Below are 14,094 nucleotides of genomic sequence, written 5' to 3' on the forward strand. Positions count from 1 at the left end.
CTGGAATGACACAGCGCCCTACCCTGAAGCCCGGCTTTATTTCGTTTTACCCGCGGCGCAACCGGCACGCCTGACGGGTGGTATCAACGGCAAACCTCACACGAAGCGCACCGTTGAAAAACAAAATGCCTGTATCAGCGGAACTGACACAGGCATCTTGCTGACAGAAAGTCCGATGCGCCGGATTACTTACGCAGACCCAGCTTCTCGATCAGAGCGCGGTAACGGTCAGCGTCCTTGCCCTTCAGGTAGTCGAGCAGCTTGCGACGACGGCTCACCATGCGCAGCAGACCGCGGCGGCTGTGGTGGTCCTTCGTGTGGGCCTTGAAGTGAACCGTCAGTTCGTTGATACGCGTGGTCAGCAGAGCGACCTGAACTTCTGGCGATCCGGTGTCGTTAGCAGCGCGTGCGAATTGCGCGACGACGTCGGATTTCTTGGTGATTTCAGCTACGGACATGTTGATTTCCTTTGAATCGACAGGCGGTCACGGAAGAAAGGCCGTGCCGTGGTTACAACAAAACGAGTCGCGTATTGTAGCACAGCCCGTTCATCCGGCGAACCCCGCGGTTTCGGGCCGTGCTTCTGGCCAGGCCTGAATCCGGCCGCGGCTGAACGTTCACGCGCCGCTCAGGGCCGCTTCATCCGGCATGTCGTGGGCGGCACCGTGCGCTCGGGCGGCAGCGCCAGCACCGTTCTGAAGCCGTAACCCGAGCCTTCGTTGTCGAAATGGACGCCCGGCGTGCCTGCCTTGTCCATTTCCATCACGTAAAGGGGCTGGATCAACTGGTGGTCGTCGGCGCGCATCCACGACGCATGAAAACCGTTGTCGTACTTCATCCCTTCCAGCGCCTTCGCGACCTTTTCCGGCTGCGCGCTGCCCGCACGGATCATCGCCGCCGCCAGCATCTCGATCATCAGCGGCATGCGCAGCACGGGATAATCGTCCTGCGCAGCCGGGAAACGCTGCCGGAAGGACGCGTACCACGCGTCCGATGCCGCGCCGCCTGCATTCGGATGCCAGTCGGCCACGGCGATCACGCGCTTCACGCCCGCGTCGCCGAGCGCGGCCGGCGCGCCCAGACTGTTGCCGTAGAACGTGTAGAACTTCGTGTCGAGGCCCTGCTCGCGCTCCGCCTTGACGAGCAGCGTCAGATCGTTGCCCCAGTTGCCCGTAATCACCGCGTCCGCGCCGCTCGCGCGAATCTTCGCGATGTACGGCGCGAAATCCTTCACGCGTCCGATCGGATGAAACTCGTCGCCGACCACCGCGACATCCGGCCGCTTCGACGCGAGCGCGGCGCGCGCCAGCGTGCTCACGTCATGCCCGAAGCTGTAGTCCTGATTCAGCAGATAGACTTTCTTCACCGACTTGTCGCGCTGGATGACATCGGCGAGCGCGTCCATCCGCATGCCCGCGTGCGCGTCGAAGCGGAAATGCCAGAAGCTGCAGTTCGCGTTGGTGAGCGCCGGGTCGTCGGCGGAATAATTGAGGAACAGCTCGCGGTTGTCCGGCTCGCGCGTGTTCTGCTTGTCGATCGCCGTGAGCAAGGCGGCAGCCACGGCCGAACTGTTCCCTTGCGCGATGAAACCGATGTGTTTGTCGGCGGCTGCGCGCAGTTGCACGAGCGCCTCTTCCGCGCTGCCCTTGCTGTCCAGCACGACGAGCTCCAGCGGATGCACGCCGTCCGCCAGTTTCACGCCGCCGCGCGCGTTGACCGTTTCAACGCCGAACCGCAGGTTCCGCTCGACAGCCGCGCCGGCGTTCGCGAACGGGCCGGACATGCCTTCGATCATCGCGATACGGATCGGCGCACCCTGCGCATGCACATTGGCTGCAGGAATCGTCGCCGCGACCAGCGTCATCGCCGTCACTATCGCCTTTGCCCACTTTGCTTTCATCAGCGTCTCATCTGTCGATCGAAGCGCGGATCATAGGACGGCGCGCGGGCCGCAAGCAAGCAAATAGCACGCGAAGGCCCGTCCCGGCGGGCGAATGCCCGAAAATCTTTTGACGCGGCGCGTGTCAAAATATCAGCCTAGAACAACAACCACTCATCGAACACCACCGGAGGTGTCATGTTCAACCGCCTTTCATTCGTGCGCCCAGCGCGCGGCGCGCTAGCCGCTCTCGCGTGCGTCGTGACGCTCGCCGGCTGCGCGCAGCCCTGGCAGAACTATCAGGCGGGCGCGGATCAGTCGACGATCGTCGCCCGCCTCGGTCCGCCGCGCGAAGTGTACGACCTGCCCAACGGCGGGAAGCGCCTGATGTGGCCGACGCAGCCGATGGGCGAAACCACCACAGCCGCCGACGTCGACGCGTCGGGCAAGATCGTGAACGTGCGCCAGGTGCTGCAGCCCAACGAGTTCTATCGCGCGGAAATCGGCAAATGGACGCGTGACGACGTGCTCGTCAACTTCGGACGCCCGGTCGAAACGAACTATTTCCCGCTGATGAAGCGCGAAGTGTGGACGTATCGGTATCTGGAAGACAACGTCTGGTACATGATGTACAGCTTCTATTTCGACGATCAGGGCATCCTGCGTCTGACGCAAAAGACGCCCGATCCGCTGCACGATCCGGATCGCCGCAGCTTGTTCTGAGTTGCTTCGGCGCCAAACGGAAAAGCCGCCTCGCGAGGCGGCTTTTTCATGATTTTTCGTCGCGCAGACACAAAGAAAAACCCCGCCGCGGCGGGGTTTTCTCATTGCGACTGAATGCGGCCAACGCGGATCAGATTTCCGAGCGTTGCGGATTCAGCTTGTCGTGACCAGCATACAGACGGTTCAGCGCCGAGATATACGCCTTCGCCGATGCGGCGACGATATCCGGGTCCGTGCCGACGCCGTTCACGATGCGCCCGGCCTTCGACAGACGCACGGTCACTTCACCTTGCGCCTGCGTGCCCGTCGTAATGGCGTTGACCGAGTACAGCAGCAGTTCCGAACCGCTGCCCACTTCCGTTTCGATCGCGTTCAGCGTTGCGTCGACGGGGCCGTTGCCGTTCGCTTCGCCGACCACTTCCTTGCCCGCGACCGAAAACACGATGCGCGCATGCGGACGCTCGCCCGTTTCCGAGTGCTGCGACAGCGACACGAACTTGTAATGCTCCCGCTCCTGCGCTTCGGCCGATTCTTCCGTGACGATGGCGATGATGTCTTCGTCGAAGATTTCGGACTTGCGGTCCGCGAGTTCCTTGAAGCGCTGGAACGCGAGGTTCAGTTCGGTTTCGCTGTCGAGCGAGATGCCCAGTTCCTGCAGACGCTGCTTGAACGCGTTGCGGCCCGAGAGTTTGCCGAGCACGATCTTGTTCGCGGTCCAGCCCACGTCTTCGGCGCGCATGATTTCGTAGGTGTCGCGCGCCTTCAGCACGCCGTCCTGGTGGATGCCTGACGCGTGCGCAAACGCGTTCGCGCCGACTACCGCCTTGTTCGGCTGCACGACGAAACCCGTGATCTGCGATACGAGCTTCGATGCCGGCACGATCTGCGTCGTATCGATGCCGAGTTCGAGGCCGAAATAGTCCTTGCGCGTGCGCACCGCCATCACGATTTCTTCGAGCGACGTGTTGCCTGCGCGCTCGCCGAGACCGTTGACCGTACACTCCACCTGACGCGCGCCGCCGATCTGCACACCTGCCAGCGAGTTCGCGACGGCCATGCCGAGGTCGTTATGGCAGTGAACCGAGAACACGGCCTTGTCCGAGTTCGGAATGCGTTCGCGCAGCGTCTTCACGAGCTGGCCGTACAGTTCCGGCACACCGTAGCCGACGGTGTCGGCGATGTTGATGGTCGTCGCGCCTTCCGCGATGACGGCTTCGAGCACGCGGCACAGGAAGTCCATGTCCGAACGGCTGCCGTCTTCCGGCGAGAACTCGACGTCATTCGTGAACTTGCGCGCGAAACGCACGGCCAGCTTCGCCTGCTCGAACACCTGGTCGGGCGTCATGCGCAGCTTCTTTTCCATGTGCAGCGGCGACGTCGCGATGAACGTGTGGATGCGAAAGTGATCGGCGGGCTTCAGGGCGTCGGCGGCGCGCTGGATGTCCTTGTCGTTCGCACGGGCGAGCGAGCAGATCGTGCTGTCCTTGATCATGCCGGCGATCGTGTGGATCGCGTCGAAGTCGCCGTTCGAGCTGGCGGCGAAGCCGGCTTCGATCACGTCTACTTTCATCCGTTCGAGCTGCTTCGCGATACGGATCTTTTCTTCCTTCGTCATCGACGCACCGGGCGATTGTTCGCCGTCACGCAACGTCGTATCGAAAATGATGAGCTTGTCTGCCATCTCGGGTCTCCAGGGGGATTCGGTCAATTTGATTTGGAAAACGGAATTCGAGTGTTTGCGCCATCACCGCAGACGACGCTAAACAACAAACGAGGCAGACGGAGGGCGAAAACGATCAGCGCGGCAGGCGCGCTAGAGCTAGCGAGCGTAGTAGCTTGCCGGCTTGAAGAGACAGGAAGGGGAACTTGGAAAGTGCCATGCCAGAGACTATAGCGGCAATGCCGGAAACGTGCAATTGGGGGCCCTGCGGGCCGGGCTTTTTGGTTTGGTTTTGGGTTTTTGCTGCGCGGGCGGTTTGGTTGGTGTTTTGGCTGTCGCGTTGGCATCCGCGCGTTGCCTTCGTGCTTCACGCGTCGCCGTTTGGTGTTTTGACCTTTGCGCTGGCATCCGCGCTACGGTGTTTGCTGTTCATGCGTCGCCCCTGTGCGGGGCGGCACCTACTTTTCTTTGCCGCCGCAAAGAAAAGTAGGCAAAAGAAAGCGGCTAACACCACCAGTTCTTGTTCCTGCCTGAGGGCCCCCAACGGGTCTTATGCTTCACACGGCAGCATTTCTGTTCGCGTGCGTTGCCAACGCTTCGAATGACCGCCTCACCCACTTTAAACACCCGAACAAGAGCTACCGGCAGCGAATGGTTTCCGCCGCCCAGGTGGCAAACTGTGTGTAGGTTGTCGCGACGTATAGCTTGGCGCTCTTACAGGGTGGAACGCGTGCGCTATCGGTTCGGAGTGAGACGTGTGTGGCTCTACGGCCTACACACAGTTTGCCGCCTGGGCGGCGGTGGAATATCTGGCGCGGCATGCTGCGACGCGGACGCGTGAAGCGGGTGAGGCGTCAATTCGGAGCGTTGGCAACGAACATGAGTCACGTGATTGCCGTGTGAAGCGTGGGGACGTTGGGGGCCCGTGGATAAGAACACAGGCTGGCGGTGTTAGCCGCTTTCTTTTGCCTACTTTTCTTTGCGGCGGCAAAGAAAAGTAGGTGCCGCCCCGCACAGGGGCGACGCGTGAAGCACGCTAACAAAACGCGGGAGTGTCTGAATTTTTGTGTGCAAGGCAGATAAAAGCCTGCCATCTGGCAGGCTCGTCAATTGCATTCTACAAATGATTCCTTGTGAAGCGATCCTCGTAGAGGATCGCGAACTGGTTCATCGCGGCTTTCCAGTCATGCGCGGCACGGCTCCAGTCAGCCGTGATATTGCGCAAGGCCAGCCATAGCAGTTTGGTCGCGGCCTCGTCCGTCGGGAAGTGCCCACGCGTCTTGACGATCTTGCGTAGCCGGGCATTGACACTTTCGATGGCATTGGTCGTGTAGATCACCTTGCGAACCGCTGGCGGAAACGCGAAGAAGGGGATCACGCGATCCCAGGCCCGACGCCAGGCGGCCACCACCGTCGGGAATTTCTGGCCCCACTCACCCTGTTCGAACGCATCCAGTTCGGTCTGCGCAGCTTCAGCGCCCGTTGCCGAATAGATCGGCTTGAGGGCAGCAGCCAGCCCCCGCCGGTCTTTCCAGCTCGCGTAGTCCAGCGAGTGGCGGATCAGGTGCACGATGCACGTCTGGAGCGTGGTGGCCGGAAACACCGCGCCCAGTGCTTCAGGCATGCCCTTCAGTCCATCGGTGACTGCGATCAGGATGTCCTGCACGCCACGCACCTTCAGGTCGCTGAATACCTTCATCCAGAACTTCGCGCCTTCCGTGTTCTCGATCCACAGCCCCAGGATGTCCCGTGTGCCGTCCGGCAGGATGCCCAGCGCCAGATAGATCGCCTTGTTGCGCACCATCCCTTCCTCGCGGATCTTGACGCGTAGCGCGTCAAAGAACACTACCGGGTACATCGGCTCGAGCGGACGCGCCTGCCAGATACTCACCTCGTCCATCACGGCATCGGTCACCGAACTGATGAATTCCGGCGATACATCGGTACCGTACTGCTCGGCCAGAAACCCCTGGATCTCGCGCACTGTCATGCCACGGGCGTACATCGCGATGATCTTGTCGTCAAAGCCGGTAAAACGCCGTTCGTGCTTCGGAATCAGGATCGGCGCAAAGCTGCCGTCGCGGTCACGGGGAATCTCCAGGCGTAGCGGACCGTCGTCGGTCAGCACTGTCTTGCCGCTCTTGCCGTTGCGCTGGTTGGTCGCATCTTCTGGCCGCACGGCACCCGCCGGATAGCCCAGATGGTGTCCAAGTTCGGCGCCCAGCGCCCGCTCGATCAGCGCCTTCTTGAACGCCGCCGAAGCGGCATGCACCGCTTCGGCCGTCATCGGCCCCTTCACGAACTGGTCGATTAGTTCCTTCGGAATGGACGGCAACGCTGTCTGCGCTTCGGTGGTCGTCTTGGGTTTGCGTGGCATACATGCTCCTTGAGCTACATGTTATGCCTTGAACACAAAATCTATGACAGCCCCCAAAACGCGGATGCCAGCGAACACACACAAGCAAATCAAACCAGCGTCGCAGACAACCCAAAAACCCTTAACCCGGCCGCTGCGAGGAACGAGCAGGATTCCCCATTCCCCTAACCACGCGATACGCCCAGAACACATACCCCGACAGCCCATAAAGCACAAACAGCCCAAACAGCATCAAAGGCGGATCAGAAGAAACGAGCACAAACGCAACCACAACAAGCAAAATCGCCGCAAACGGCACGCGATGCCGCACATCCAGCGCCTTACCGCTATAAAACGGCGCATTCGACACCATGGTCACGCCCGCGTAAATAGTCAAAGCAAAAGCAACCCACGGCAACCAGACCAGTTTCAAAGGCACGCGATTATCGGTAGCAAGCCAGACAAAACCAGCGATCAACGCAGCCGCAGCCGGACTCGGCATGCCCTGAAAAAACCGCTTATCGACGACACCAATATTCGTATTGAACCGAGCCAGCCGCAACGCCGCGCCCGAACAATAAACAAACGCCGCGAGCCAGCCCCAGCGCCCGAGATCCTTCAGAATCCACTCATACATCACAAGCGCCGGCGCAACGCCAAACGACACCATGTCCGACAGACTGTCGAACTGCTCACCAAAAGCGCTCTGCGTATGCGTCATACGCGCAACACGCCCATCCATGCCATCGAGCACCATCGCGACAAAAATCGCAATCGCAGCGACTTCAAAGCGCACGTTCATCGCCTGCACGACGGCGAAGAATCCACAGAAAAGCGCCGCCGTCGTGAACGCATTGGGCAGCAGATAAATCCCGCGCTTGCGCAAAAACTGCTGTCGCGCGGCGCGCCGGCTGTCAATCACGGATTCCGTGACGGCGGACGGCTTGTTGCGCCTGAACGGTCGCGGCTGCGGCGCACCGCTGCTACGAGGACGACGCGGTTTGAATGCGGCCATCGAACCCTCCCTGTGCCGCTTTATAGTTCAGCCAGAACCGTGGACGAAGCCGAGACCTTCTCGCCGATCGACACACGCGGGCGGCTGCCCACGGGCAGATACACGTCGACGCGCGAACCGAAACGGATGAAACCATAGCGCTGGCCGCGCGTGAGCGGCTCGCCCGCCCTGACGTAGCAGAGAATGCGCCGCGCGATCAGGCCCGCGATCTGCACCGACGTCACCGTCGCGCCGCTCGCCGTTTCGATCACGACCGCGTTGCGCTCGTTTTCCGTCGACGCCTTGTCGACAGCGGCGTTCAGATACGCACCCGGAAAATATTCGACCTTCGAGATCGCGCCATCCACGGGCGAGCGCTGCGAATGCACGTTGAACACGTTCATGAACACGCTGATCTTCAGCGCTTCACGGTTCGCGTACGGATCGTGCGCGGTTTCGACAGCGACGATGCGGCCGTCGGCCGGGCACAGCACCGCGTTGGCCTGCGTCGGAATGGGACGCGCCGGATCGCGGAAGAACTGCACGACGAAGATGAGCAACAGCCAGAAAATCCAGGCAATGCCGAACCCTGCGATGAAGTGGATCAACAACGCAACGACGGCCGCGATGGCAATGAACGGCCAGCCTTCGCGCGCGATGATCGGATGAGGGTAATTCATAAATGGGTTCAGTCTTTTTGTAAAACCGTAGGATAGCAAAAGCCGTCCAGGGTTCAGCACACCTGGACGGCTTTTTGACGCTTCCGGCGCATTTCGTGCGCCGGAGCAAGAAAAACGGGCAGATTAGTTCTTCGACTGATCGACCAGCTTGTTCTTCGCGATCCACGGCATCATCGCGCGCAGCTTCGAGCCAACCTGCTCGATCTGGTGCTCAGCCGTGATGCGGCGACGCGATTGCAGCGTCGGCGCGCCAGCGCGGTTTTCGATGATGAAGCTCTTCGCGTACTCGCCCGTCTGGATGTCCTTCAGGACTTCCTTCATCACCTTCTTCGTTTCATCCGTGATGATGCGCGGACCCGTCACGTACTCGCCGTACTCGGCGTTGTTCGAGATCGAGTAGTTCATGTTCGCGATGCCGCCTTCGTAGATCAGGTCGACGATCAGCTTCAGTTCGTGCAGGCACTCGAAGTACGCCATTTCCGGCGCGTAACCTGCTTCGACCAGCGTTTCGAAGCCAGCCTTGATCAGGTCGACCGTACCGCCGCACAGCACGGCTTGCTCGCCGAACAGGTCGGTTTCCGTTTCTTCACGGAAGTTGGTTTCGATGATGCCGGCACGGCCGCCGCCGTTCGCCGCTGCGTACGACAGCGCGATGTCACGTGCTGCGCCCGACTTGTCTTGAGCGACTGCGATCAGGTGCGGCACGCCGCCACCTTGCGAGTACGTGCCGCGCACCGTGTGGCCCGGGGCCTTCGGCGCGATCATGATGACGTCCAGATCCGCGCGCGGGATCACCTGGCCGTAATGCACGTTGAAGCCGTGCGCGAACGCGAGCGCCGCGCCCTGCTTGGCGTTGCCATGCACTTCCTTCGCATAGACTTCGGCGATCTGCTCGTCGGGCAGCAGCATCATCACGACGTCAGCGCCCTTTACGGCTTCTGCCACTTCCTTCACCGTGAGACCAGCGTTCTCAGCCTTGCTCCACGATGCGCCGCCCTTGCGCAGACCGACCGTGACGTTCACGCCGCTTTCCTTCAGGTTCAGCGCGTGCGCATGGCCTTGCGAGCCATAACCGATGATGGTGACCTGCTTGCCTTTGATGAGGGAGAGGTCGGCGTCCTTGTCGTAGAAAACTTTCATGTCTGTTCCTTGGCGAAATTCAGAAAAATGTTGCGTGTGTAGTGCTTGGGCCGGGCGCTTGACGCAACGCCCGGCGCGGATCGAACCGATATTGCTGGGTCGTTAAACCTTCAGGATACGCTCGCCGCGGCCGATGCCCGAACCGCCCGTGCGGACCGTTTCGAGAATCGCGGTGGCGTCGAGCCCTTCGATGAACGCGTCGAGCTTCTCGCTCGCGCCCGTCAGTTCGATCGTGTAGGTCTTTTCGGTGACGTCGATGATGCGGCCGCGGAAAATATCCGACATCCGCTTCATCTCCTCACGTTCCTTGCCGACCGCCCTAACCTTGATCAGCATCAGCTCGCGCTCGATGTGGGCGCCCTCTGTCAGGTCGACCACTTTCACCACCTCGATCAGGCGGTTCAGATGCTTCGTGATCTGTTCGATCACGTCGTCCGAGCCAATGGAAACGATGGTCATGCGCGACAGCGAACGGTCTTCGGTCGGCGCCACCGTCAAGGTTTCGATGTTGTAGCCGCGTGCGGAAAACAGGCCAACCACACGCGACAGCGCGCCCGGTTCGTTTTCCAGCAGTACGGAAATAATGTGTCTCATGTTCGCTTCTTCCAGATATCGATGTATGCGATGCGTGCGTTCCGCACCGCTCCGCCCGCGCTCACCTTTTGTGGAGATGTGCATGACGGAGCCGGCGCAGGAAAGCGCTCGTTATAGATCTTCCGATCCGAGGAGCATCTCTGTGATGCCCTTGCCGGCCTGGACCATCGGCCAGACGTTTTCGGTCGGATCAGTCTGGAAGTCGAGAAACACCGTGCGATCTTTCAGGCGCAGTGCTTCCTTCAACGCCGGTTCCACGTCAGCGGTCTTTTCGATCCGCATGCCGACGTGGCCGTACGCTTCGGCGAGCTTCACGAAGTCGGGCAGCGCATCCATGTACGAATGCGAATAGCGCTTGCTGTATTCGATCTGCTGCCACTGGCGCACCATGCCCAGATAGCGGTTGTTGAGCGAAATGATCTTGACGGGCGTGTCGTACTGCTTGCAGGTGGACAGTTCCTGGATGCACATCTGGATCGAGCCTTCGCCCGTGATACAGAGCACGTCGTCATCCGGGTGCGCCATCTTGACGCCCATCGCTGCCGGCAGGCCGAAGCCCATCGTGCCGAGACCGCCGGAATTGATCCAGCGGCGCGGCTTGTTGAAGCGATAGAACTGCGCCGCCCACATCTGGTGCTGGCCGACGTCCGAACACACGAAGGCATTGCCGTCCGTCAGTTCCCACGCCTTTTCCACCACGTACTGCGGCTTGATGATCTCGCTCTTGCGGTCGAACTTGAGACAGTCTTTCGAGCGCCAGGCTTCGATGTCCTTCCACCAGTCGGCGAGCGCCGCGGTGTCCGGGCCATGCTCGGCCGTCTGCAACTGCTCGATCAGTTCCTTCAGCACTTCCTTCACGTCGCCGACGATCGGAATGTCGACCTTCACGCGCTTCGAAATCGACGAAGGGTCGATGTCGATATGAATGATCTTGCGCGGGCGCGACGAGAAGTGCGCCGGGTCGCCGATCACGCGGTCGTCGAAACGCGCGCCGATCGCGATCAGCACGTCGCAGTGCTGCATCGCCATGTTGGCTTCGTACGTGCCGTGCATGCCGAGCATGCCGAGGAATTTCTTGTCGCTCGCGCGATAGCCGCCCAGCCCCATCAGCGTGTTGGTGATGGGATAGCCGAGCAGATCGGCGAACTGGTTCAGTTCGCGCGACGCATCCGCGAGGATGATGCCGCCGCCCGTGTAGATATACGGACGCTTCGCCGACAACAGCAGCGCCACGGCCTTGCGGATCTGGCCCGAGTGGCCTTTCGTGACGGGGTTGTACGAGCGCAGCGACACGCTTTTGAGCGGTTCGTACTGGCAAGGCGCCTTCGACACGTCTTTCGGAATGTCGATCAGCACCGGGCCGGGACGACCGGTACGGGCGATATAGAAAGCTTTCTTGACCGTGGCGGCGAGATCGCGCACGTCCTTCACGAGGAAGTTGTGCTTCACGCACGGACGCGTGATGCCGACGGTATCGCACTCCTGGAACGCATCCTGACCGATCGCAGCAGTCGGCACCTGGCCGCTGATGACCACCATCGGGATTGAGTCCATGTAGGCCGTCGCGATGCCCGTCACCGCGTTGGTGACGCCGGGGCCGGAGGTCACGAGACAGACGCCGACCTTGCCGGTCGAGCGCGCGTAGGCGTCGGCGGCGTGAACCGCGGCCTGCTCGTGGCGCACGAGGACGTGCTGGAATTTGTCCTGCTTGTAAAGCTCGTCGTAGATGTAGAGTACCGAGCCGCCGGGATAGCCCCAGACGAATTCGACGTCTTCGTCGGCCAGTGCCTTCATGAGCACGGTGGCGCCGATAGAGTCAGCTTCGTGATGTGGAGTGGTATCCGACGTGGAGAATTCCGCGCTGGGCATATTCATCGTTCACCTTTCGAATTTTCGGCAAAAAATTGATCGGGTGCTCTCTGCCGGGCTTGTGGCTCGGGTTCAAGCGGCGCGTCCAGTTTGACAGGAAGGCTTCTTGGGCCAACCTCAAATGAGACAAGTCACTTATGTTGCGAACCGTAGACGATATCTACGATATGTCCGATGGTCAAGCAAATATTTCCATGATTGACGGCAAACCCGCTTTCGTCGTCCACTTCTGACCGTTTTACATACGCGTTACGCGCACCTTGCGGTCGCCTTGACGAAAGCGGCATATTTCGCGGCCCAAAGCCGATACAAGGCAAAAGCCTGCCGCGTTTTTCCCCGGTCCGGGTGAAAGTTTGTTAGCATCCGCGAGTTTTACGACATTTTTCGACCGATTCCGCGCACACTCGCTGCGCCGACCCCCAACGGATGGCATCAGACAAGGAACTCGCCGATTTTCTGGCGGGCGTCGAAAGGCGCGCGTTCAAGCAGACGGTCTACGCCGTGCGGGACGATGACGCGTCGCTCGACATCGTGCAGGACGCGATGATCAAGCTCGCCGAAAAATACGGCGACCGTCCTCCCGCTGAGCTACCGCTTTTGTTTCAGCGTATTCTCCAGAATGCGATGCACGACTATTTCCGTCGGCAGAAGGTGCGCAATACCTGGGTGACCCTGTTCTCTTCGCTGGGCAGCGCCGACGACGAAGACTTCGACCCGCTGGAGACGTTCGAAAGCCAGGACGGCTCGACGGGTGTGGAAAGCAGCGAGCAGCGGCTCGAACGCGAACAGGTCCTGCAGTTGATCGACGACGAAATCCAAAAGTTGCCGGCTCGTCAACGGGAGGCGTTTCTGATGCGTTACTGGGAAGATATGGATGTCGCTGAGACTGCCGCCGCGATGGGCTGCTCGGAAGGCAGTGTGAAAACGCACTGCTCGCGAGCCACGCACACGCTGGCGCAAGCGCTCAGGGCCAAAGGAATCACGCTATGAGCTCCGCTCCCGAAACAAAAGAACTCGAGTTTGCGCTGCAGCTTCGGCGCGCGCTCGACGAAAACGCTGCCCGTATTCCGCCCGCTACGACCGACCGGCTCGCCGCGGCGCGCCGCGCCGCCGTCGCTCGCAAGAAGCCTGAAGCCGTGCATGCGCCTGCTTTCGCGCCCGTGTTCGTCGGCGCGGGGACGCTTGCCCACATGCCGCAACCGGAACCGTCGCGCCGTCTGCCGCGCCTGCGCAAGCTCGCGCTCGCCTGGCCGGTGCTCGCGCTGGTCATCGGACTCGCGGGTATCGCGTGGTGGGAAGACCATCAGCGCACGGCCGAGCTCGCCGATATCGATGCCGCCATGCTGAGCGACGACCTGCCGCTCAATGCCTATCTCGATCACGGGTTCAACGCGTACCTGACGCGTAACCACTGACCGGGGAGAGTTGACGGGTGAGTTACAAGCGCGGCCTTGCCGTTGTATCCGGATGCGTGATTGCAGCCCTGGTGTCATTCGCCGCCACCTATCCGCGCTTCTACCCGACACCCACGCCTGTCGCGGCGCCCGCCAGCGGTACACCCGCGAAGGCGGCCGCGCCGGCGTTGACGGTCGACCTGCCGGGCTTGCCTATCTCGACCAGTCCGCTCGCGTGGTCGAAGCTTTCCAACGCCGAACACGTCGCACTCGCGCCGTTTGCAGTGCAATGGGACGCCTTCAGCGAGGAGCGCAAGCGCAAGTGGCTGAAAATTGCGTCGCGTTATCCGAAGATGACGCCGGAAGCGCAAAAGGTATTGCACGAGCGCATGGCGGAGTGGGTGCGCATGACGCCTGAGCAGCGGCGCGTCGCTCGCGAAAACTATCAGGTCTCGAAAGAGCTGCCGCGTGAAGCGCGCCAGAACGCGTGGAAGGCATACCAGCAGCTGCCTGAAGAGCAGAAGCAAAAACTTGCCGCCAGCGAGCGCAAGCGCCGGCCAACGGTCGTCAGCGCGCCGCCTTCGGGCAAGTCCGAGATCAAGGACATCAACCGGCTCGTGAACGGCAAGGACAAACTCGCGAGCGTGCCTGTGCCGCCGGCGACGGCAGGCGCTTCCGCCGGCGTCGCGGCGCCCTCACCCGGCGTGCCCGCCATTCCCGCCACCGGGAGCTTCGTGCCGGCGACGCCGACGCCCGTCTCGCCGTCCGACGCGCCGTCCATCTTCAACGGCTCATAATCCCTCTG

Annotated in this window: 13 protein-coding genes; 4 read left to right on the forward strand and 9 right to left on the reverse strand. The window is 61.2% G+C overall.

Annotation, left to right across the window (positions count from 1 at the left end; all coding sequences use genetic code 11):
* Positions 1-185: 185 nt before the first annotated feature.
* Together rpsO and C2L65_RS10635 are read right to left on the reverse strand one after the other, a co-directional pair.
* Positions 186-458, reverse strand: a complete 273-nt coding sequence (rpsO, locus tag C2L65_RS10630) for a 30S ribosomal protein S15 (protein WP_007588169.1) — start codon at positions 456-458, stop codon at positions 186-188.
* A 170-nt stretch (positions 459-628) separates the two neighbouring features.
* On the reverse strand, positions 629-1,900 hold the full coding sequence (locus tag C2L65_RS10635; RefSeq protein ID WP_042314724.1) for a branched-chain amino acid ABC transporter substrate-binding protein: 1,272 nt from the start codon (positions 1,898-1,900) through the stop codon (positions 629-631).
* A gap of 177 nt (positions 1,901-2,077) precedes the next feature.
* On the opposite strand from C2L65_RS10635, the gene C2L65_RS10640 reads away from it, so the two are divergent.
* Entirely contained in the window at positions 2,078-2,602 is a 525-nt protein-coding gene (locus tag C2L65_RS10640; RefSeq protein WP_042314725.1) for a hypothetical protein, read from the forward strand.
* Between the two features lie 130 nt (positions 2,603-2,732).
* On the opposite strand, the gene C2L65_RS10645 is transcribed toward C2L65_RS10640, so the two are convergent.
* From C2L65_RS10645 to C2L65_RS10675, 7 genes are all read right to left on the reverse strand, one after another.
* Complete coding sequence (locus tag C2L65_RS10645) at positions 2,733-4,283, reverse strand: 2-isopropylmalate synthase (protein ID WP_042314726.1); 1,551 nt, start codon at positions 4,281-4,283, stop codon at positions 2,733-2,735.
* 1,096 nt (positions 4,284-5,379) lie between these two features.
* Positions 5,380-6,639 (reverse strand): IS256 family transposase, encoded by a 1,260-nt coding sequence (locus tag C2L65_RS10650; protein WP_103254517.1) that lies wholly within the window; start codon positions 6,637-6,639, stop codon positions 5,380-5,382.
* A gap of 121 nt (positions 6,640-6,760) precedes the next feature.
* Complete coding sequence (pssA, locus tag C2L65_RS10655; RefSeq protein WP_007588176.1) at positions 6,761-7,633, reverse strand: CDP-diacylglycerol--serine O-phosphatidyltransferase; 873 nt, start codon at positions 7,631-7,633, stop codon at positions 6,761-6,763.
* A gap of 20 nt (positions 7,634-7,653) precedes the next feature.
* Positions 7,654-8,292 (reverse strand): phosphatidylserine decarboxylase, encoded by a 639-nt coding sequence (locus C2L65_RS10660; RefSeq protein WP_007588177.1) that lies wholly within the window; start codon positions 8,290-8,292, stop codon positions 7,654-7,656.
* A gap of 123 nt (positions 8,293-8,415) precedes the next feature.
* Entirely contained in the window at positions 8,416-9,432 is a 1,017-nt protein-coding gene (gene ilvC / locus C2L65_RS10665) for a ketol-acid reductoisomerase (protein ID WP_007588179.1), read from the reverse strand.
* Positions 9,433-9,534: 102 nt separating this feature from the next.
* Positions 9,535-10,026 carry an acetolactate synthase small subunit gene (ilvN, locus tag C2L65_RS10670; protein ID WP_007588180.1) on the reverse strand — a complete coding sequence of 164 codons (492 nt, stop codon included), beginning with the start codon at positions 10,024-10,026 and terminating at the stop codon, positions 9,535-9,537.
* 111 nt (positions 10,027-10,137) lie between these two features.
* Positions 10,138-11,901, reverse strand: a complete 1,764-nt coding sequence (locus C2L65_RS10675) for an acetolactate synthase 3 catalytic subunit (protein WP_042316827.1) — start codon at positions 11,899-11,901, stop codon at positions 10,138-10,140.
* A 420-nt stretch (positions 11,902-12,321) separates the two neighbouring features.
* On the opposite strand from C2L65_RS10675, the gene C2L65_RS10680 reads away from it, so the two are divergent.
* From C2L65_RS10680 to C2L65_RS10690, 3 genes are read left to right on the forward strand one after another with little or no spacing between them, the layout of a single operon-like run.
* Positions 12,322-12,885, forward strand: a complete 564-nt coding sequence (locus C2L65_RS10680) for an RNA polymerase sigma factor (protein WP_042316822.1) — start codon at positions 12,322-12,324, stop codon at positions 12,883-12,885.
* Positions 12,882-13,310, forward strand: a complete 429-nt coding sequence (locus C2L65_RS10685; RefSeq protein WP_042316819.1) for a DUF3619 family protein — start codon at positions 12,882-12,884, stop codon at positions 13,308-13,310. Before C2L65_RS10680 ends, C2L65_RS10685 begins: the two co-directional genes overlap by 4 nt.
* Positions 13,311-13,327: 17 nt before the next feature.
* Positions 13,328-14,086 carry a DUF3106 domain-containing protein gene (locus tag C2L65_RS10690; protein WP_042316816.1) on the forward strand — a complete coding sequence of 253 codons (759 nt, stop codon included), beginning with the start codon at positions 13,328-13,330 and terminating at the stop codon, positions 14,084-14,086.
* The last annotated feature ends 8 nt before the right edge of the window (positions 14,087-14,094 follow it).

This window comes from Paraburkholderia terrae (genome assembly GCF_002902925.1).
Taxonomy (GTDB): domain Bacteria; phylum Pseudomonadota; class Gammaproteobacteria; order Burkholderiales; family Burkholderiaceae; genus Paraburkholderia; species Paraburkholderia terrae.